The organism is Rufibacter ruber (assembly GCF_014138425.1).
GTDB lineage: Bacteria > Bacteroidota > Bacteroidia > Cytophagales > Hymenobacteraceae > Nibribacter > Nibribacter ruber_C.
This window is the reverse complement of sequence record NZ_JACJIQ010000011.1, coordinates 167,200-188,615: the sequence shown is the minus strand read 5'-3', so window position 1 is coordinate 188,615 and position 21,416 is coordinate 167,200. Positions and strand designations below refer to the sequence as shown.

Genomic DNA, 21,416 nt, shown 5'->3' with positions numbered 1-21,416 from the left:
CGGTTTTGACAAAAGCCACTTAAATAACAAGGACAAAACAGACTGTGTCCTTAACTTCGGCAGAATCGCAGCATAAACTGTCCGAAGTATTGCTGAAAAACAGCCCTAAAACAGGGGCTACACCCACAAAAGATATGCCTTCCCCTGCATTGCCTTAAAAGACCAAGCGCCGCTAAACCTGCAGCCTCCCCTTGGCACGTCATTAGGAGAAGTGCTGTTTCTGGTCTGTTTTTCTAAAAGTAGCCCAGAAACGCCCGCCTACCCGGCCTGGCGCCTCCACCCACCAGCGACAGATTCCCCCTGGTCTGTTGACCGCAATCTGGCAGAAATACAGGAACCCCTCCTTTTTTCTGTTTTGGAGCTGTTTTTAGAAAATCAGCCCCAAAACAGGAAATCCCCAGGCACCCCTTCTCCATCAAAGCTCAATTGTTTTTAAGACAGGGTCTAATAAGAGCCTCCTCCCTTTCGTTTGCTACTTTGTAACCCCAGGAGGCCGCCTGCCAGGAAAATGCAGGAGAATTGACAAAACTGTTTTAGATAAAGGCCGAATGAATTATCTTTAAGCTCCTGTTTCACCAATCAACCGGAAGGACATGACTATTAACCTGTTATCTAAACCCACTACGCTTCTCATTTTAAGCTCGCTTCTTCTGTTAGCTTCCTGCGGAAAGTCTTCTTACTCAACGTTTAGCAAACCGGGAGAGCAGTATAAGTCGGCACAGGAGATAGCAGAGTTGAAGAGACAGGAGAGGAAAGAGAAGCGCGGGTCTAAACGGTCTGGCTCCAAAGACAAACCGCTTAAAGAGATTCACCTTTCCAGCAGAAACAAAAAGTCACCCAGGTCTATCCATATCTCCGGCAGCAAAGCGGTGAGCCGGGAGCTGCAGACCGTTATCTCCACAGCCCGCTCCTACCGCGGCACGCCCTACAAGTTTGGGGGCACCTCCCGCATTGGGATGGATTGCTCCGGTCTTTTGTGCACCTCGTTTCAAGCCATTAATGTACAGCTGCCCAGAACCTCTGGGGAGCAAAGCCAGTTTGGGCCGGCCATCTCCACCCGTGAACTAAAGGCGGGGGATCTGGTTTTCTTCAGTTCCTCTAAAAGTGTACACAATATTACTCACGTTGGGCTGGTGACAGAGGTGAAGAATGATGAGGAAATCTGGTTCATACACGCCTCTACCTCCCTGGGTGTAACCGAAGACAACCTGTTCACCCCCTATTACCAGAATATTTTTGTAAAAGCGGTACGGCCCAGCATCTAAAACAGGCCGTTCATCGAAAATACTACATTTTAGTTTTTAGCATTTTCATTGACCATAATTGAAAATTATATCAACAACGCACGAGTATTCCACCTGTTCCGCCGCAGAAAGCCGCAGGTCTGTTAACACTTCAACAAAAACAACCGTTCGGCTTAGATAATCTCCTCTAATTTAGTTTGAAAAATGCTTGACATTCAATCTAAATTAGTAGTTATCTTTGTGTTGTCAATCCACTGACCGCCCTATAATGTTCTCTTCCTTTCAGGAATTTGCATTTCCCTCTTTCAGACGCTCTGTTAGCATTCTTAATGTTAACTTAACAATAGCCTTACCCTCTTTTTTACTCACCTGTTTTATTTTTGCACAAAAAAAACCCTTTATGAAAAACCTATTTACCCGATTGATGTTCATCGTGGTGATGTGTTTGCCGGTGCACCTAAGCTGGGCACAAGGAGCAACCACCGCCTCTATGAACGGTGTCATCACAGACGGAAGTGGAAACGGCCTTGCCGGAGCTACCATAGTAGCTGTTCACACCCCGTCTAACACACAGTATGCCGCCAGTGCAGACGTAAACGGCCGCTACAACCTGCAAAACCTACGCGTTGGGGGGCCCTACACAATCACTGCCACTTATGTAGGTTACCAGGACCAGAGAAGAGACGGCTTACAACTATCACTGGGTCAAAACCTTAAATTGGATTTCAACTTAGCGCAAAGCGCTGTGGGCTTAGGGGAAGTACAAGTAGTTGCAGATCGCGGATCAGTGATTAATGCTGACCGTACTGGTGCCGCTACAAACGTATCCAGAGAGCAGATTGAGCGTCTTCCTACGTTGAACCGTTCTTTGCAAGACTTTACCCGTCTTACGCCGCAAGCTTCTGGCAACTCAATTGGAGGGGCTAACAACCGTTACAACAACATCACTATTGATGGTGCGGTAAACAATGATGTGTTTGGTCTGGCAGGAACAGGAACTCCAGGCGGACAGGCTGGCACCCAGCCTATATCTCTTGACGCCATTGACCAGATTCAGGTTGTTTTAGCTCCTTATGATGTGAAGTTTGGTAACTTTACCGGCGGTGGAATCAACGCAGTTACCCGTTCAGGAACAAACAACCTGGAAGGTTCTGTGTACGGTTTCTTCCGTAACGAAAACACAGTAGGCAAAGACCCTGTTACTGAGCAGAAAGCTGCGAACTTCCAAGATTACCAGACTGGTTTCAGAGTGGGAGGCCCAGTAGTCAAAGACAAACTCTTCTTCTTCTTAAACGGTGAGATCACCCGTCGTTCTGAGCCACTGCTGAATAATCTGGGGGACCCAAGCTCAAGTGTTCCTAGAGAGCAGGTAGAGCTTATTTCCCGTACTCTTAACGAAAAGTATGGGTATGACCCAGGTTCTTATGGTCCTCTTGACCGCCGCACAGAAAGCAACAAATTGTTTGCCCGTTTAGACTGGAACATCAATGACCGTCACCAGTTAACGTTACGCCACAACTTTGTAGATGCTTTTGATGACAACCTTTCCCGTGGTACCACCACCTTCCGTTTTGCCAACAATGCGTATGAATTTGCTAACGTAACTAACAGTACCGTAGCTGAATTGAGAAGCCGTTTTTCTGAAAGTGTTTCTAACAGCTTAATAGTTGGCTACTCCAGAATACGTGACAACAGGAAAACTCCTGGTGCTTTGTTCCCGCAAGTAACTATTAGATTCAACGGTAGCGGTAGCAACACCATTACGGCAGGTACAGAGCGTAGCTCTGCTTTCAATGAGCTGGACCAGGACATCTTTGAATTCACTGATAACCTGACTGTTTTCCGGGGCAAGCACACCTTCACGTTTGGAACGCACAATGAGTTCTTCAAATTCAGAAACTTGTTCATCAATAACGGGAATGGATACTACCAATTCAACAGCGTTGAAGACTTCATTGCTGAGAGACCTTTCCAGATAGAGCAGTCTTACGCCGCTAAACCTGGCACTGAGCCAGCCGCCAAATTCAACGCCATGCAATTGGGTTTTTACGCCCAGGATGAAATCTCCTTAACTGATAACTTCCGTTTAACGGTAGGCCTTCGTTTAGATATTCCTGTAATGCCAGACACCCCTGAGCGTAACGAGAAAGTAGAAACTGCTTTTGAGAAATATCCTCAGTACACAGATTTGAGAACAGATGACACACCTAGCGGTCAGCTTCTGTGGGCTCCACGGGTTGGTTTCAACTGGGATGTGAAAGGTGATAAAACTGTACAATTCAGAGGTGGTACTGGTATCTTTACTGGCCGTGTTCCTTTTGTATGGTTATCTAATCAGTTCACCAACAATGGTATTACTTTCAACTCTCTGTTCCTGAACAACCAAACAAAAGCGGGTCAATTTACGTCAGATGTTGATAAAATACGTGACTTTGCAGCAGCAGGAACTCAATCTGAAATCAACCTTGTTACCCCAGATTTTAAGATCCCACAAACCTGGAGAACTAATTTAGCTTTAGATTACACTCTGCCTCTTGGTATCATTGCAACTGTAGAAGGTATCTACACGAAAACCTTGAATGACATTGTGTACAGAGACATTAACCTGGTAAACCCAATTACCAACTTAACCGGTCCAGACAGACGTCCTCTGTATCCAACTTCTTCATCTGCCAGAAGAATCAGCCAGGACTTCACTAACGTAATTCTTCTGGACAACACCAGCAAAGGCTATAGCTACAATTTAACCGGCCAGTTGCAGAAGAATTTCAACAACGGCATCAATACCTTAGTTGCCTATACGTATGGAGAATCTAAAGACATGAACAGCGGTGCCAGCAGCACAGCAAGATCTAACTGGCAGTTTAACCAAATTGTCTGGAACCCTAACGATCCTGAGTTCTCTTACTCGCGTTTTGACATCCGTCACCGTATCATTGCCTCTGGGGGTTATACCGTGAACTGGTTGAACAACTTTAGCACCTCTATCTCCTTGTTCTATGAAGGTCAGTCTGGTACGCCATTCACCTACCTGTATTCTCAAGACTTGAATGCTGACGGTAACACGGGTAACGACCTCATGTATGTACCACGTACGTTTGAAGAGTCTGGTTTAGTTGATCAGAAAACATCTGCCGGGGTGGTGACTGCTACTGCTGCCAAGCAATGGGAAGATTTGAACGCTTTCATTGAGGCTGATGATTATTTGAGCTCTCGCCGTGGCCAGTATACTGAGCGGAACGGTGCCCGTACTCCCTGGACACATCGCTTTGACCTGCGTCTGGCCCAGGATATCTTTGGTAACTTTGCAGGCAAGAAACACACCCTGCAAATCACCTTTGACATTTTCAACGTTGGCAACTTGTTCAACCCTGACTGGGGACGCACTTATTTTGTAAACAACGCTGCAGTTGAATTAGTAAGATTCAACAACCGTGATGCCAACAACCGTCCTACTTTCACATTCACAAAACCAGCTCAAGATGTTTGGGCTAACACTTCTTCTATCTCTTCAAGATGGCAAGGACAGGTGGGTGTTCGTTACATCTTCCAATAATCAACGAATAGACCATAAAAAAGGGTGGGGCAATTGCTCCACCCTTTTTTATGCGCTTTTGTTAAGAATGACACAAAAGCAGTTTAGAAATTATGGCAAAAAAAACTCTGTAAAATTTTGCCAGTAAGGAAAAGCATCTTACTTTTGCATCATCAAAACCAAGGGGGATTAGCTCAGCTGGCTAGAGCGCTTGCATGGCATGCAAGAGGTCATCGGTTCGACTCCGATATTCTCCACTCTAAAGGCCATCTTACTAACATAAGATGGCCTTTTGCATTCTCACTCCCTGGTTCTGCATTGGTACAATATGGGAAATACAACTTTAAACATCCCGTTTCCAGCCTACTTTCTCAAAAACAGCCCTTAAACAGAAAAGCCGCCCCTGCTAAAACAGAGACGGCTTTTCTATTAGAAAGAGTACTGGTTACACAAACAGGCCTTCTACAGACAAATACCGCTCACCGGTGTCATAGTTGAAGGTGAGCACACGGGCGCCTTTCTCTACCTCGCCCAGCTTCTGCGCAACGGCCGCCAACGAGCCACCAGAGGAAACACCCACAAAGATACCCTCTTCCTTCGCCGCTCTGCGGGCGTATTCAAAGGCGTCTGGCGCGGCTACCTGAATCACGCCATCAAGGAGCGACATGTCCATAATAGAAGGGATAAAGCCCGCGCCTACTCCCTGTATAGGGTGTGGCCCGGGGGTGCCGCCACTCAGTACAGGCGACAAGGCAGGCTCCACGGCAAATACTTTCAGGTGAGGGAATTTTTCTTTCAGCACACGCCCCACCCCAGTGATGTGGCCACCGGTACCCACGCCCGTAATGAGGTAGTCAAAGCCCTCAGGGAAATCTTTTAATATCTCCTGCGCGGTGGTTTCTATGTGAATGCGGGTGTTGGCTTCGTTGTCAAACTGCATGGGGATCCAGGCATGATCGTCCTGGGCCGCCAGCTCGTTCGCGCGTTCAATGGCCCCTTTCATGCCTTTCTCCCGCGGCGTGAGCTCCAGCTGGGCACCATAGGCCGCCATCAACCTTCTACGCTCAATAGACATAGACTCGGGCATGACCAAGGTGAGCGCGTACCCTTTAACGGCGGCCACCATGGCCAGGCCTACGCCCGTGTTACCAGAGGTAGGCTCAATGATGCGGCTGTTCCGGTTCAAGATGCCGCGTTTTTCAGCATCTTCAATCATGGCAAGGGCAATACGGTCTTTGATGCTTCCGCCGGGGTTGGTGCGCTCCAGCTTCATAAATACGTTTGCGTCTGGACCGAATAATCTGTTAATGCGTACCGTTGGCGTGTTGCCAATAGTTTCTAAAATGTTTGCTGCTTTCATAAGGTATCTGCTCATCTTTAGGCAGCGGTCCCTTTGGCAGGAGCCCAGCTGCAGGTAATTAATATTAGAAATCAGGAACTACTTTACAATCCCGATAAAGTTAGTAGACTAAATGGAAAAATCTACCATGTCTTCGGGCGCTTCAGAACGGCTCACTTTGATCTGGGCGCGGTGGTACAGCCTGGAGTAGGCAGGCACACTCTCTGTAAGCCATACGTTTCCGCCAATGATGCTGTGGGCACCAATGACCGTGTTGCCTCCCAAAATAGTGGCACCCGCGTAAATAATCACGTTGTCTTCTAGCGTTGGGTGGCGTTTAATGTCCATCATGTATTTGGCCACGCTCAACGCCCCCAGCGTCACGCCCTGGTACAGCTTCACATGGCTTCCAATCACGGTGGTCTCCCCTATCACAATGCCCGTGCCGTGGTCAATGCAGAAGGGGTAGCCAATGCGGGCACCAGGGTGAATATCAATGCCCGTACGGCCGTGGGCGTACTCGGTGAGTATACGGGGCAGCAACGGCACGCCGTCCTGGTACAGGATATGCGCAATGCGGTAAACGGCAATGCCGTAGAAGCCGGGGTACGACCGCATCACCTCCTCTACGTGGCGGGCGGCGGGGTCTTCCTGCAGAATAAAGTGGGCATCTGCCAGCAGCTGCTCATGCAGGTGCGGCAGCTGCTGCATGAACCGCTCAGCACTTTCTGCCGCCGAAAAAGCGCTGATGTGCTGCACGCCTTCCAGCAGTGTTTCCAGTTCCTGCTCCAGAAAGGCTGCCTCCTGCCCCAGTGCCTGCATACTTTTAAAAGGCTGTTCCGCCAGCGGCGGAAACAAAACCTGCAGCAGGCGGTTCAGGAACTGGCAAAGCAGGCTGGTGGGGATTCTAAGCTGGTTTTGCTGGTGCAGCCCCCAGAGCCGCAGTAAAAAAGATTCTTCCATAGTAAGTAGAGTACGCAATAATGCCGTTGAGGCTACACGTCAAAGTTAATATTGGGCCACAAAGTTAGCCCCTTATCTGCTGGGTTCAGGGGCAGGGGCAGTTTCTTCTGCGTAACCGCAAGTCTGTTTTTGGCGTGTTTTCAGAAAAACAAGCCAAAAACAGACTTGCGGCACCTGAGACGGTGGCTGAGGCCGAATCAGTCTCCTAAAAATAATTCGCGTACAACCCCACATTGACGTAATTTCACCGCCATGGCATTCTGGTCAAACATATTCGGGAAGAAACCGCCGCAAGCGGGGCAGCCCGCCCTCTCTGTACAGCAGCGCGTGAGCGCCCTCAAACATTTGCCGCCCTTCCTGAAAATGGTCTGGAAGACGCACCCGCGCATGGCGCTCATCAACGTAGTGCTGCGGCTCTTCAGGGCGGCAGTGCCCTTGGCGATGCTCTACGTAGGCCAGCTGATCATTGACGAGGTCGTGCGCCTCACCCAGACCGAGGCCGAAGCCCTGAACTACCTGCTCACCCTGGTCGGGATTGAATTCGGCTTGGCCGTGGTTTCTGACGTGCTGAACCGCGGTATTGCCCTCACCGATGGCCTGCTAGGCGACCTGTTCGCAAACCAGTCCTCCATCAGGCTCATGGAGCACGCCGCCGAACTGGACCTGGACCAGTTTGAGGACTCTGCCTTTTATGACAAGCTGGAGCGGGCCCGCAGGCAGACGCTGAGCCGCACCGTACTCATGAGCCAGGTACTGGGCCAAATGCAGGACATTCTCACCATGATCTTTTTGGCAGCCGGTTTGATTGCGTTTTACCCATGGCTGTTACTGCTCCTGCTGGTGGCGGTGCTTCCGGCGTTTTTGGGTGAATCGCACTTCAATGAGCGCAGCTACTCCCTGGTGCACGGCTGGACCCCTGAACGCCGTGAGCTGGACTACCTGCGCCAGACGGGTGCCAGTGATGACACGGCCAAGGAAGTGAAGATCTTCGGGCTGTCAGATTTTCTCACCAACCGGTTCCGGGAGCTGAGCACCAAGTTTTATCTGGACAACAAGAAGCTGGTGACTAAACGGGCGGGCTGGGGAACGGTCTTTGCCGCGCTGGGCAGTGCCGGGTACTACGGCGCGTACGTGTACCTCATTCTGCAAACTGTAGCAGGAGAGGTTTCCCTGGGCCAGCTCACGTTCCTGTCAGGGTCTTTCATGCGCTTACGCGGATTGCTGGAGGCCGTGCTCAACCGTTTCACCAGCGTGGCTGAGGGTGCGCTGTACCTGCAGGACTTCTTTGACTTCTTTGAGCTGCAGCCGCGCATTCACCGCAAGGCCAACGCCCCCGCCTTTCCACGTCCCATCAGGCACGGGTTTACCTTTGAAAATGTAGGCTTTCAGTACCGTAACTCAGAGAAATGGGCTATCAGAAATCTTAACTTCACCCTGCAGGCAGGCGAAAAATTGGCGTTGGTAGGCGAAAACGGTGCCGGCAAAACCACCCTGGTAAAGCTGCTCTCCCGCCTCTATGACCCCACTGAAGGCAGGATTCTGCTGGATGGCATTGACTTGAAGGAGTTTGACCCTGCTGATCTCAGGCGGGAGATTGGGGTGATTTTTCAGGACTTTGTGCGGTTCCAGATGAGTGCGGGCACCAACATTGCCATTGGCCGCATTGAGGAAAAGGAAAACCAGCCCCGCATTGAGTCCTCGGCCCACCAAAGCCTGGCCGACACCGTCATCGCCAAACTCCCCGAAGGCTATAACCAAGTCATTGGCCGCCGCTTCAACAAAGGCGTGGATCTCTCTGGCGGCGAGTGGCAGAAAATCGCCCTGGGGCGCGCCTACATGCGTGATGCGCAGCTCCTGATCTTAGATGAGCCCACCGCCGCCCTGGACGCCCGCGCCGAGCACGAGGTCTTCCAGCGTTTCTCTGAGCTCACCCAAGGCAAAACCGCCGTGCTTATCTCCCACCGCTTCTCCACTGTGCGCATGGCAGACAGGATTCTGGTAATTGAGAATGGTCAGTTTGTAGAGATGGGTTCGCATGAAGAGCTCATGGCCAAGGGCGGCCGCTACGCAGAATTGTTCCGCCTGCAGGCGAAAGGGTATTTGTAAAAGAAAGTTCTGAGTCCTGAGTTCAGAGTTGAAAGTCCTGAGTTGGAAAGGCTAACAGATACCTTCTTTGGCCCGGAAGTAATTTCCGTGACTTGTGGCTCTGGGTGATACTCCCCTTTCAAGTGCGAAGGGGGATGATGACAATAGCAGATCCCTTTTTGTAGAGACCAGGCACCGCCTTGTCTCCCACGCATTCTAGATCCTATTTCTTCTGGCCTTCTTGGGAATCAATGAGACTGAAAGGATCTGTTAGAGAAAATAAAGCATTTCTGATACTCCCCTCCTGGGAGGGATAGGGGTGGGTTTGACGCGTTGCAGGTTCTCTGCCAAGGCTGATGTTGTGGCCAGCGCAAGGAGACGAGGCGGTGTCTGGTCTCTACATTACTCACGGTCAAACTAGCCTGCCCAATGACATTAACTACTCCCACCACCGCACTTACCAAGCCTCTCCCTGCTGGCGTTTGCCATGTTGATCCTTGCTGTTCAAGCTAACCAAAAGAATCAAGAAGCTCCTGACTGGCCGCCGCTCAGACGGGAGGGGCTTCAGTAAATTCACCACCTGGCCAACGCAAGTAGTTCCATCACTAAAGTGGCTACTGCAGGATTGAACCTGTATCTCGTGCTCCCGCTAGGCGCCTCGGCACCTTCGGCTTCTGCACCGCCCGCTCCCGGCAGAAACAGCTAAGGAGGTGATGGTGGAAGCGATGCGTTTTAGGGCTGTTTTCTGAAAAGTAGCCCATAAACACCCTTTCTGTATTGACAAATCAACTCTTCTCCTGGTTTAGGAAGGGCTGGTTCCATGCACCTGCCCCCGCTTCACCGCCTGCTCAAAAGACCTGGTAGCAGCTGAAAGACCTGCGAGCGTCTGTGCCAGTGACAGAAGCAATCCCCAAAAACCCAACCAGAAAATTCGCTGCCCATACCTGCTGGCCAACAGTATCAAGCAGACGCAGCATCCCTTTCCTTTTCAATACCTGCAAGGCTTCATGCGTTTTGAGCCTGTTTTCAGGAAAAGAGGCTCAAAACAGAAAGACTTATTTCCCCACCCGCTTCGGGAACCGCCCCAACAGCACAAACCCAAACGCCAAGAGACAGAGCAGCGCCGCTCCCCAGAACACATACGGAATGGCCGTCACATCACTCCCGTAGATCCAGCCAGAGGCGAAGGCGCCAATGCCAATGCCCGCCTCCAGGGCAATGTACACGGTAGCCATGGCGCGGCCGCGCCGCTCGGGCTGGCTCAGGTCTATCGCCCAGGCGTATAACGTGGGGGAATTCATACCCGCCCCAATCCCGTACAGCACAGCAGCCCCTAAGAAAAGAGTTTTGTCTTCGGCGAAGCCGAGCAACACCATGGCCGCGGCCATGATCAGGGTGGAGAACCTGAGAATAGTCACCCGCCCGTATTGATCTGAGGCGCGGCCTGCCAAGAACCGTACACAGACCGAGGACAAGGTGTAGAAAGTAAAGAACAGCCCTTTGTTGGCAATGCCTAAATGCTCACTGAAACCAGGCGTGACGGTGAGCACGGTGCCGTAGCAGAAAAACGTGAGCAGCATGACCACAAACGGCGGCAGCACCCTGGGTTCAAAAATCTCATCTCTGCGTATGCGCAGCAGCCCCAGCCTGAATTTCTGCGGATGGGGCAACGTCTCCCTCTGGTTCAGCAGCACCAGAATAGAGAGCAGCGCCATGCCCGAGGAGCAGTAGAAAAGCGCATCTAATGAAATGTACCGGCTGAACTCCCCGCCAATGGCCGGCCCCGCCGCCAGCCCCAGACTGTTCGCCAACCCGAAGATGCCCAGCGCCGCCCCCCGTCTCTCCAGCGGCGTGATATCAGCCACGTAGGCCGACTCGCCCGTTGGGGTGAAGCCTGTGGAGAAGCCGTGCACCAGCCGCAGCAGCAAAAACATGAACACACTCCCCACCAGCGGGTACAGCAGGCTGCAGAGCACGCAGACGGCCACGCCGAAATACATGACGGGCAGGCGGCCAATGGTATCGGTCAGCTTGCCGCTGAAGGGGCGCGAGAGGCCGGCGGTGAGGGTGAACAGACCAATGATGTACCCCACGTACTCGGCACCGCCCAGGCGGGAAAGGAAATTGGGCAGCTCAGGAATGATCATGTTAAAACTAGCCGAGAACAGGAACGAGCTCAGGCAGAGCATCCAGAACCGAAACGGATAGGCTGGGGAGGGGGAAAGGGTACTCATGATGGGCGCAAAGGTGGCAAATTTCTGACAAGCCGCCTGCTGTTTTAGGGCTATTTTATGAAAAACAGGCCAAAAACGCGCCCAGGCTGCCCTGCGTATGCAGCCCGTGTGTTACTATACTGCTTTCTTCTTTGTATCTTCCCAGTTCTAAACCCCAACTATGAAAAACAAAATACGCGCGGCGCTGGCAGTGCTGCTTTTGGCGGCGGCCTGTAGCCAGCCTGCCCAGAAAAGCGGCTCTGCCACCGTTCACAAGTTCTCAGACGCCACCCTCAGAAATATTTACACCCTGCAAGACGAACGCAGCACCGCCAGCCTGCTCCCCTTTCTGCAGCGCCCAGAAGCCATGTACCGGCGGGAGGCCGCCCTCGCCTTTGCCTCAGTCCAGGACACCACGGCTATTCCGGCGTTGGCCCCATTGTTACAAGACCAGGACCCAGAGGTGCGCAAGGCGGCCGCCTATGCGCTGGGGCAGATGGGAAGTGTTTCGGCAGAGCCGCTGCTGATGGCCGCCTACGGCAGTGACCGTGACCCAGCCGTACGCGCTGAGATGCTGGAAGCCTGGGGTAAGACCGCCTCGCAGCGGGGCGTAGACATGCTGGGCACGTTTAGCACCACCCAACCGCAGCTGCTGGCCGGGCAGGCCTGGGCTCTCTACCGCGCCGGCCAGCGCAAGCTGAACTACGGCACCGCGTTGAAAAAAGCCGCAGACCTGTTACAGTCGAAAGAGGAACCCGCCCGCCTGGGGGCTGCCCACTTTTTAGGCCGCACCGCCAAGTTAGACCCAAGCTATGCCAAGCCGCAGGTGCTGGCGGTGGTACAGCAGGACCCCAGCGCCAATGTGCGCATGGCGGCCGTGCTGGCGTTGGCCAAGATGACGGACACCAGCGGCATTGCCCCTGTAGTGACCCAAGTACTGCTGCAAGACGCTGACTACCGGGTGCGGGTGAATGCGGTGCGGCCTCTGTACGCGCTGCCGTACGCGCAGGTGCAAACCGCTGCGTTCAAAGCGTTGGCAGACAAACATGCACACGTGGCCTTGGCTGCCGCCGAATACCTGGCCGCCAAAGCCCCCGCCGCTGAGTCAGACAGGCTGCTGGCACAGGCCAACCAACAACAGGACTGGCGCGTGCGGGCCACGTTGTTTGGGGCGGCACTGGCTTCGGCCGAAGACAAAGGTGCCCTCAGTAAGCAGGTGCAGCAGCGGTTTGCAGCCAGCAAGAATCCGTATGAGCAGGCCGCCCTTTTGACCGCCCTCAGCAAAGACCCAACGCAGTACCCGTTTATAGAGCAACAGGTGTTCAGCGCCAAACACCCCGCCATTGGCACTACCGGTTTAGAGGCGCTGGTAAGCATGCGCGGCCAGAAAGGCTTTGACTTGAACAATGCGCAAGCTTTTGCGCAGATCTTTCAGCGGGCTGTCCAGTCTGGAGACGTGGCGTTGACGGGCATTGCCGCGGGCGCCATCAGAAACCCGGAACTGGGCTTGAAAAACGCCTACGCAGACCGCAGCTTCCTGACCCAGGCCCGCGACAAACTGGTCCTGCCCCGTGATGTGGAGACGCACATTGAACTGCAGAAAACGTTAGACTTCCTGGAGGGCAGACCTGAACCGGCGGCGCCGAAAACGCCGTACTCCCACCCTATCAACTGGGCCACGGTCAACAGCCTGCAGAAAAACCAGCAGGTGCGGCTGCGCACGAATAAAGGCGACATCACGCTGGAGTTATTGGTGGAAGACGCCCCCGGCTCCGTGGCCAACTTTGTGGAGATTCTCAAGAAAGGAAATTATAACGGTAAACGCTTCCACCGCGTGGTGCCCAACTTTGTGGTACAGGGCGGCGACCCGCGCGGCGACGGCTGGGGCAGCGCTGACTACGCCATCCGGTCTGAGTTTGCCAACCTGCACTACCTGGAAGGCTACGTAGGCATGGCCTCTGCCGGCAAAGACACCGAGAGCCTGCAATGGTTCATCACCCACTCCCCCACTCCGCACCTGGACGGCCGTTACACCATCTTCGCCCGCGTGGTCAAAGGCATGGACGTGGTGCACCAGCTCAATATTGGCGATACCATTGAGAAGGTGGAGTTGGTGAAGTAGTAGCAAGACACACATAGCAAGTAGCAAGATTTATTCTTCTCTCTGTCCTCCTGAAAGGATTTTGTGGGCGACCCAGTAACACGTTTTTGGCTGTTACTGCCGTTCGCCCACAAGATCCTATCCGGATGACAACAGTACAAAACGCAGCAGCCTCTCCAGTGGAGAGGCTGCTGCGTTTAAAGAGTTTCTGTTTTCGGCCTGTTTTTCAGAAAACAGGCCGAAAACAGCTTAGGCGGTTGGGTGTTGCGGGATGTACACCACCTTCTTCGTCTCAAAGAATTCTTCCTTAAAATAAGTGTTCAAGTCATACACTTCATGCACTAAGCCCGCCTCAGCCAGTTCCTCATCCAGATCTCCACCTTTCAGGTAGTACAACCCTTGCTCGGGCACAGATTCTTTCTTGAAGCTGAACTGGATCCATTGGTAGAAAGTAGCCAGCCGGGCCACGGCGCGGCTCACAATGAAATCATATTTCTCAGAAACCTGTTCGGCGCGGGTGTGGCTGGCTTTTACGTTGTGCAACCGCAGTTCCTGCGCTATTTCCTGCACCACATGGATCTTCTTGCCAATAGAATCTACCAGATGGAATTTCACCTCGGGGAACAGAATGGCCAGCGGAAGCCCTGGCAAACCGCCGCCCGTGCCCACGTCCATCACGCTGGTGCCCGCCGGGAACCGCACCACTTTGGCTATGGCCAGCGAATGCAGAATATGGTTCACCATGAGGTTGTCCATGTCTTTGCGGGAGATCACGTTGATTTTGGCGTTCCACTCCCCATACAGCTCCTGCAGCCGGGCGAATTGCTGCTGCTGCTCTGGAGTAAGGTCAGGGAAATACTGAGTAAGGATTTCTACAGAATTCAGGTTCATAGGCTCAAATATACGATAAAGGGAGTTCTGAGTGCTGAGTCTGGAGTCCTGAGTTGAGAGAAGCGTCTGTTTTGGGTCTGTTTTTTGAAAAACAGGCCCAAAACAGGGACTGCAAACACTGCCGCAAGTTTAGCGGTAGCGTAATTTGTAGCTTTTTTGGCGGACAGTTTTCAACTGGTCCCTTTTGGTTCATCAGTTAAAAGCTGACACCATTATTTCCCATAAGTTACCGCTGCGCTCAACTTTGCGGGAAAGGTATTTTAGATGGTATGGGCCAGAATAAACCGTAGAGACCAGGCACCGCCTTGTCTCTGAACGTCTGCCATAGCTTCATGGGCAGCAAAAAATCTACAATGCGTGAGAACCCACCCCTACCCCTCCTAGGAGGGGAATTGTCAGCAATGCGCGGGAGACAAGGCGGTAACTGTTCTCTACAGATGTATCGGCCATGCGTGCTCTCCTATGTAAACATCCCCCTTCGCCCCCTTCAAAGGGGGAATTGCGCTGCTTAAAGGTTCATCAGGATTGAACTGCCTTTGAATTACTCACAAATCTAAATTGCGTTTTCGGCCTGTTTTGGCCAAAACAAGCCGAAAACGCAGAAAGCAGCCCATGTGGCTGCTTTCTGCAAACGCTAAAATTTTGTCTTGCTTCGTGATACGTGCTACTTGCTACGCTTAAATCAAGTGCTTCTTGTTTTTCACCATGTCATAGAGCAACTCGCGGGCGCGGTGCAGCTGGGCTTTCACGGTGCCTAGCGGCGCGCTGAGTTCAGTGGCAATCTCCTCGTAAGAAAGTTCGTCAAAGTACCGAAGGGTCACCAGGCGCTGGTATTTGTCAGGCAGCTTGCTCACAATGTACTGCATGATCTCAATCTTCTGGTTCTTGATGGCCGTCTCCTGCGGGTTCAGGTTGTTGTCTTTGAAATCAATGGTGATCTCATCGCCGTTGTCGATCTTGATGGCCGAGTCAATGCTCATGGTCTTGATCTTGTTCTTCCGGATGAAGTCAATGCAGTTGTTGGTGGCAATCCGGAACAGCCAAGTACTGAACGCGTACTCCGGGTTGAACTTGTGCAGGTTGCGGAAGGCTTTCGCGAAGGCTTCAATGGTGAGGTCCTCAGCGTCATCTGGGTTGCGCACCATCTTCAAAACCACGTGGTAAACTGGCTTTTTGTAGATCTGCATCAGTTCGGCGTACGCCTTCTCATCCCCATCTTCTACCGCTGACTGGATCAGTTTAAAATCGTGTTTCGCTTTCGCGGAGAATTGCTTGTTTACTTCCATCTTACCTTTTTAGTTCTTAATACCGAGATCCCGATCCCTATATAATTGAAGTAATACCCTAGTTCCAGCACGGGCAGTAACCACCAGTTGAGCGGGTCTTGCAGGCGTTTGGCTACAGACAGGTAGGTGCCGTACAGCGCTACAAACCTTGCTCCAATAATAACGCCAACCCATGGCAATTGGTACTGCATTGCTAAAAGAACGGGTGATATTACATAAAATAGCACATTAGACAAGACAAAAAGTCCGATTCTGACCTGTTCTTTCTTCCGGTACTGCCGTCCCGCCGACAGGTGCCTTCGCTTCTGCTGCCACCACGTACGCCACTGCGTCTCAGGGGCACTCTGCGTGTGGGCTTCCGGATCTATGACCATCTGAACGCTTGAATGTTTGGCGGCTTCCTGCACAAATAAGTCGTCATCGCCACTTAGTGACCTAATGTGGCTGGCAAATCCCTTATTTCTATAAAAAGTGGTTTTGGTATAGGCCAGGTTTCGGCCAACCCCCATGTACGCCCCACCCCTCTTGGCAAACGACAGATACTGCATTGCCGTTAAGAAGGTTTCAAAACGGATCAAATGATTTAAAAATCCATATATCTGCATATACGGAGAAACGCCTAAAATGATATCTCCGCCCCCAAAAAAACCACCGGCCATGCGCTGGGCCCATTGCAAAGAAACAGGTCTGCAGTCAGCGTCTGTAAACAAAAGATGCTCATACTGAGCGGCTTTTATCCCCAGAAAAATGGCCGTCTTTTTGGGACTCATGTACTCGGGCTCCACCTTTACGCGCACCAACTTTACCTGCGGGTGCTCCAGCATATATTCTTTCACCAGCACGTGGGTGCCGTCCCGGGAGCGGTCATCAATGATGATGATTTCATGGGGCCGCGGGTATTCCTGCTGCACCAGCAGCGGCAACAGCTCCTTCAGGTTCTCCACCTCATTGTGGGCGCACACCAGAATAGACAGGGGCGGCAGATCACCGGGCTGGGCAGGCTTAGGGTCTTTGTGAAACGCCAGCGGAAGGAAATAATAGAGTTCGTAAAAAAACTGGATCAGCACCAGCGTGCCGAGCAGGTAAAGCAGAATGTCTCCTGAATGTGTGTAGTAGTCCAAGGCGCATGTAAAACAGAAGCCAAAAATAGCACAAAATTCCATGCGCGGCGGTTATACCCACGGCAATCTGTATCTTTGCGGTTTGGATAATCTGCGGCGGTGGGTTCTTGGCCAACGCGCTGCCCGCCAACCCTTAATAAGCAGATTCTCCGGCACTTTACCTGTTGTACATGACCTTTGAATTCCTAGCGAAAGATCCCGCTTCCAAAGCCCGCGCGGGGGTATTAACCACGGCGCACGGCACCATACAAACCCCTATTTTCATGCCGGTGGGCACTGCCGGCACCGTGAAAGCCGTGCACCAGCGCGAACTGAAAGAAGACGTGAAAGCCCAGATCATTCTGGGCAATACCTACCATCTGTACCTGAGACCAGGGCTGAACGTGCTGGAAAAGGCGGGCGGACTGCATAAATTCAACGGCTGGGACCGGCCCATTCTCACAGACAGCGGCGGGTACCAGGTTTTCTCGCTTTCGGGCACGCGCAAAATTGTGGAGGAAGGCGTGAAGTTCAGGAGCCACATTGACGGCTCCAGCCACCTGTTCACCCCAGAGAACGTGATGGACACCCAGCGCACCATTGGCGCTGACATTATCATGGCCTTTGACGAATGCACGCCCTACCCGTGTGACTACAAGTACGCCAAGAACTCTATGGAGCGCACGCACCGTTGGCTGCAGCGCTGCATAGACCGCTTTGACACCACTGACCCCAAATACGGCTATGAGCAGACGCTGTTCCCTATTGTGCAGGGCAGTACCTACAAAGACCTGCGCATTCAGTCTGCGGAGACCATTGCCAGCAAGAACCGCCCGGGCAACGCCATTGGCGGTTTATCTGTCGGCGAGCCCGCCGAAATGATGTATGAGATGACTGAACTGGTCTGCGATATACTGCCCGCTGATAAACCGCGTTACCTCATGGGCGTGGGCACCCCGGCCAATATTCTGGAGAACATCGCCCTGGGCGTAGACATGTTTGACTGCGTGCTGCCAACCAGAAACGCGAGAAACGGAATGCTGTTCACCACGCAAGGCATCATCAACATCAGAAATGAGCGTTGGAAGGAAGATTTCTCGCCCATTGATGCGGAACTGGGCGGTTACGTGAGCACGTTCTACAGCAAAGCGTACCTGCGGCACCTCATGCACGCCACTGAGATGCTGGGCGCCCAGATTGCCAGCGTGCACAACCTCACGTTCTACCTGTGGCTGGTGGGGCAGGCGCGGGAGCAGATCATGGCCGGCACCTTCAGGGCCTGGAAAGACCAGATGGTGAAGAAATTAATGACACGTTTATAATTGAGAATTCAGAATTAGGAATTAAGAATTGGGAGAAGCGCATTTCACCTGTCTCTAGATTGAAATAATTCCTAATTCTCAATTCTTGATTCCCAATTAAAATACGGTGAAGCTACTAGATAAATACATTCTCAAGAAGTTCCTGACCACGTTTGTGTTTGTGGTGCTGATTCTGATTGCGGTCATCTGCGTGATTGACTTCGTAGAGAAGAATGATGACTTCATTCAGAACAACCTGTCAGTGAGCACCATTCTGTTTGATTATTACATCAACCTGATTCCGTTCTACGTGAACCTGCTGAGCCCCATCACCGTGTTCATTGCCACGGTGTTTGTAACGGCTAAGCTGGCGTCTCATACTGAGATTGTGGCCATCTTGAGCAGCGGCGTTTCCTTCAAGCGTATGCTGGTGCCCTACGTCATTGGCTCAGCGCTTATTGGCATCTTCACTTTCTTTTTCTCCTCTTATGTCATCCCCAACGCGAACAAAACACGGGTGGCGTTTGAAATTAAGTACGTGAAGAACCCTTACACGTATGAGGGTCGCAACGTGCACTTTCGCATTGGCCCTGAGACTTATGCGTACCTGGAGAGCTATAACAACCACGCCAACGTGGGCTACCGCTTTACCCTGGAAACCATTAAAAAGCAGGAGCTGGTCAGGAAACTGTCTTCAGAGTCTATCAGGTGGGACAGCACCAAGCAGAAATGGCACATGGACAGCTACACCCTTCGGATTTTTAACGGCGACAAGGAAACCGTGACCCAAGGCGGGGCCATTGACACCACCTTGAACCTGCTGCCCAAAGACTTCGCCAGCACCTACCGCCTCAAAGAAACGCTGACCAACGCTGAGCTCAACAAGCTGATTGATGAGAAGATCCTGCGCGGGGCCACTGACGTGGAAATGTACATGACGGAGAAGTACGAGCGCATGAGTTACCCTTTTGCCATCACCGTGTTGACCATCATTGGGGTGATTTTAAGCTCCCGAAAGGTGCGCGGCGGCGTGGGTTTGCAGATTGCGTTAGGGTTCATTCTGGCCTTTATCTTTATCATCTTTGTGATGATGAGCCGAAGCCTGGCCTCAGTGGGCGGCATTCCTCCGCAGGTGGCAGCCTCTGTCCCCCTGGTTGTATTCTCCATAATTGGGGTGGTGCTCTACCGTACGGTGCCCAGGTAATTTCAGATGGCTGAGTCTTCACCGGTGCTAATGTCCAGACGCCTGCCACAAGTTGCGTTTTTGAGCTATTTTAGCCAAAACAGCTCAAAAACAGAAAGGCATATACCGTGGTTCTGCTGGCGCCGAAGGAAGGAGTAGAAAGGCACGTATGAATTCCTTCGCCATAGAAGGCCATAGAAAACCGCAATAATTTAAGCACAATACCCAACCTGTTTTGGGCCTGTTTTCCGGAAAACAGGCCCAAAACAGAAAACCCAAGCTTCGGCGTAGCCAAAATCCATACTTCTTAATTCCCAATTAACCCTTGGAAACTCCCCGCTTTAAAGATTACCTGGAACTGCATTTCATCATTCTGCTGTGGGGCTTCACGGCCATTCTGGGAAAATTGATTTCTATTCCGGCGGTGGAGCTGGTATTCTTCCGGACCATTATCACGGCGGTGGCCTTGGGGCTCCTGATCAAGTTCAGGGGCCAGTCGCTGAACATTGGCAGAAAGAATGCAGTGAGAATTGCCAGCGTTGGGTTTCTGATTGCCGCGCACTGGATTCTGTTTTTCGCCTCGGCCAGAGTTTCCTCCGTGTCCATCTGCCTGGCGGGCCTGTCTACCTCCAGCCTCTGGACCTCTTTTCTGGAGCCTCTCTTCACCAAGAAAAAGGTCAAAGCCCATGAGGTGGCGCTGGCCGTGCTCATCATGGTGGGGCTGTACATCATCTTCCGGTTTGAGTTTGACCACGCGGTAGGCATTGCCATGGCGGTGGGCTCGGCGTTTCTGGCCTCCTGCTTCACCATTATCAACAGCAAACTCACCAAGCAGATGCCCGCCACCACCATCACCTGCTATGAGATGGCCGGGGCCTGGCTCGCCACCACGCTCTTCCTGCCCTTCTACCGCACCTTCATGACAGACACCGGCCAGCTGCAATTGGCCGTGTCCTGGGCAGATGTGCTCTGGATTGGGATTCTCGCCATTGTCTGCACCTTTTACGCCTATACCGCCGCGGTGCGCCTCATGCAGAAGTTCAGCGCCTACACCATGAACCTCACGGTGAACCTGGAGCCGGTGTACGGTATTCTGCTCGCCTTTTTCATTTTCAATGAGGCGGAGCAGATGTCGGCGGGGTTTTATTACGGGGCGGCTATTATCCTGTTCAGCGTGTTCCTGCACCCCATTCTGGAGGCGGTGGTCAACCGGCGGCAGCGGAAACTAAAGAACGCCCTGCCAAACTGAGTACTCTGCCGGGAAAGGCAACGGCGCGGCTGGCGGTGTTTGGAACAGCCCGTACATGGTAGACCCAGACCCCGACATGGACGCATACACCGCGCCCATCTCATACAACTGCGCCTTGATCTGCGGCAGCACCGGGTATTGGGGAAACAGGCTCTTCTCAAAATCATTCACCACGGTTTCTTTCCAGGCGGCCATGTCCTGGGTCAGGAGCGTTTTCAGGCTGTTTTTTGGAAAACACGGTGAAACGGCGGCGTACGCCTCAGCGGTGCTGATGGCAAGGTTGGGGTACACCAGCAGCAGGTGCCAGCCTGCCAAATCCAGTTCCAGGGGTTCAAAGACATCTCCTTTCTCTACGGCCAGCACCGGCTTATTCTGCACAAAAAAGGCGCAGTCGCTGCCCAGTTGCCGGGCGTAGTCTTCCAGCTTCTCAATTGTAAGACTCAGCTCAAAGACTTGGTTCAGGGTTTTGAGGGTAAACGCCGCATCTGCGGAGCCGCCGCCCAACCCCGCGCCCATGGGAATAACCTTGTGCAGGTGCATCTGGATGTTGGGCAGATCAAAGTCCTTTTTCAGCAGCTCATAGGCTTTCCAGCAGAGGTTACCCGTAGGCGCACCGGGCACCGGCAACCCCGAAAGGGTAAACGTACTTTCGGCCTGGGCCGGAAGAATCTCCAGCGCATCTGTCCAGGGCACCGGGTAGAAGCAGGAGACCAGGTTATGGAACCCGTCTGGGCGCTTCTCCACTAACTGCAGGCCAAGGTTAATCTTCGCGTTGGGGAACTGAATCATGGTGCAAAGGTAGCAAAGACAGGTATAGTTTAGGCAGCCGGCCCGGGAAAGAACGGCCTCCCTTTTTGCTTTTTCTGCTGGAGGAAAGCAATTTACAGAACCAAGTACGCTACGGGTGTGTTCAGCGGGAAAGGACA

General features: G+C 52.5%; 14 protein-coding genes and 1 tRNA gene. 8 read left to right on the top strand and 7 right to left on the bottom strand.

Features of this window, described 5'->3' with window-relative positions; genetic code table 11:
• The first annotated feature begins 593 nt into the window (after nt 1-593).
• From FHS90_RS14050 to FHS90_RS14040, 3 genes are all read left to right on the top strand, one after another.
• Nucleotides 594-1,265 carry a C40 family peptidase gene (locus FHS90_RS14050; RefSeq protein ID WP_182513502.1) on the top strand — a complete coding sequence of 224 codons (672 nt, stop codon included), beginning with the start codon at nt 594-596 and terminating at the stop codon, nt 1,263-1,265.
• A 379-nt stretch (nt 1,266-1,644) separates the two neighbouring features.
• Nucleotides 1,645-4,800 carry a TonB-dependent receptor gene (locus tag FHS90_RS14045; RefSeq protein ID WP_066829699.1) on the top strand — a complete coding sequence of 1,052 codons (3,156 nt, stop codon included), beginning with the start codon at nt 1,645-1,647 and terminating at the stop codon, nt 4,798-4,800.
• A 162-nt stretch (nt 4,801-4,962) separates the two neighbouring features.
• Nucleotides 4,963-5,036, top strand: a tRNA-Ala gene (locus tag FHS90_RS14040).
• Between the two features lie 188 nt (nt 5,037-5,224).
• On the opposite strand, the gene cysK is transcribed toward FHS90_RS14040, so the two are convergent.
• Both cysK and FHS90_RS14030 read right to left on the bottom strand, forming a co-directional pair.
• A complete protein-coding gene (gene cysK, locus FHS90_RS14035) occupies nt 5,225-6,139 on the bottom strand; it encodes a cysteine synthase A (RefSeq protein ID WP_182513501.1) in 915 nt (304 codons plus the stop codon).
• A 108-nt stretch (nt 6,140-6,247) separates the two neighbouring features.
• Entirely contained in the window at nt 6,248-7,081 is an 834-nt protein-coding gene (locus FHS90_RS14030; protein WP_182513500.1) for a serine O-acetyltransferase, read from the bottom strand.
• A 252-nt stretch (nt 7,082-7,333) separates the two neighbouring features.
• On the opposite strand from FHS90_RS14030, the gene FHS90_RS14025 reads away from it, so the two are divergent.
• Nucleotides 7,334-9,187, top strand: a complete 1,854-nt coding sequence (locus FHS90_RS14025) for an ABC transporter ATP-binding protein (RefSeq protein ID WP_182513499.1) — start codon at nt 7,334-7,336, stop codon at nt 9,185-9,187.
• Nucleotides 9,188-10,221: 1,034 nt separating this feature from the next.
• On the opposite strand, the gene FHS90_RS14020 is transcribed toward FHS90_RS14025, so the two are convergent.
• Entirely contained in the window at nt 10,222-11,400 is a 1,179-nt protein-coding gene (locus FHS90_RS14020) for an MFS transporter (protein WP_182513498.1), read from the bottom strand.
• A 160-nt stretch (nt 11,401-11,560) separates the two neighbouring features.
• On the opposite strand from FHS90_RS14020, the gene FHS90_RS14015 reads away from it, so the two are divergent.
• Nucleotides 11,561-13,501 (top strand): peptidylprolyl isomerase, encoded by a 1,941-nt coding sequence (locus FHS90_RS14015; RefSeq protein WP_182513497.1) that lies wholly within the window; start codon nt 11,561-11,563, stop codon nt 13,499-13,501.
• 228 nt (nt 13,502-13,729) lie between these two features.
• On the opposite strand, the gene rsmG is transcribed toward FHS90_RS14015, so the two are convergent.
• The 3 genes from rsmG to FHS90_RS14000 form a co-directional block, all read right to left on the bottom strand.
• Nucleotides 13,730-14,371 carry a 16S rRNA (guanine(527)-N(7))-methyltransferase RsmG gene (rsmG, locus tag FHS90_RS14010; RefSeq protein ID WP_182513496.1) on the bottom strand — a complete coding sequence of 214 codons (642 nt, stop codon included), beginning with the start codon at nt 14,369-14,371 and terminating at the stop codon, nt 13,730-13,732.
• Nucleotides 14,372-15,048: 677 nt separating this feature from the next.
• Nucleotides 15,049-15,657 (bottom strand): RNA polymerase sigma factor, encoded by a 609-nt coding sequence (locus FHS90_RS14005; RefSeq protein ID WP_066505647.1) that lies wholly within the window; start codon nt 15,655-15,657, stop codon nt 15,049-15,051.
• Nucleotides 15,648-16,778, bottom strand: a complete 1,131-nt coding sequence (locus FHS90_RS14000; RefSeq protein WP_182513495.1) for a glycosyltransferase — start codon at nt 16,776-16,778, stop codon at nt 15,648-15,650. The genes FHS90_RS14005 and FHS90_RS14000 overlap by 10 nt, the downstream gene beginning before the upstream one ends.
• Nucleotides 16,779-16,948: 170 nt before the next feature.
• On the opposite strand from FHS90_RS14000, the gene tgt reads away from it, so the two are divergent.
• The 3 genes from tgt to FHS90_RS13985 all read left to right on the top strand — a co-directional run bounded on the left by tgt (nt 16,949) and on the right by FHS90_RS13985 (nt 20,490).
• On the top strand, nt 16,949-18,079 hold the full coding sequence (gene tgt / locus FHS90_RS13995; RefSeq protein ID WP_182513494.1) for a tRNA guanosine(34) transglycosylase Tgt: 1,131 nt from the start codon (nt 16,949-16,951) through the stop codon (nt 18,077-18,079).
• Between the two features lie 106 nt (nt 18,080-18,185).
• Nucleotides 18,186-19,262: an LptF/LptG family permease gene (locus FHS90_RS13990; protein ID WP_182513493.1), complete on the top strand. Its 1,077-nt coding sequence runs from the start codon at nt 18,186-18,188 to the stop codon at nt 19,260-19,262.
• Between the two features lie 304 nt (nt 19,263-19,566).
• Nucleotides 19,567-20,490 (top strand): DMT family transporter, encoded by a 924-nt coding sequence (locus FHS90_RS13985; protein WP_182513492.1) that lies wholly within the window; start codon nt 19,567-19,569, stop codon nt 20,488-20,490.
• On the opposite strand, the gene ispE is transcribed toward FHS90_RS13985, so the two are convergent.
• Entirely contained in the window at nt 20,467-21,279 is an 813-nt protein-coding gene (gene ispE / locus FHS90_RS13980; RefSeq protein ID WP_182513491.1) for a 4-(cytidine 5'-diphospho)-2-C-methyl-D-erythritol kinase, read from the bottom strand. The two genes, FHS90_RS13985 and ispE, sit on opposite strands and share 24 nt — an antisense overlap.
• Nucleotides 21,280-21,416: the final 137 nt, after the last annotated feature.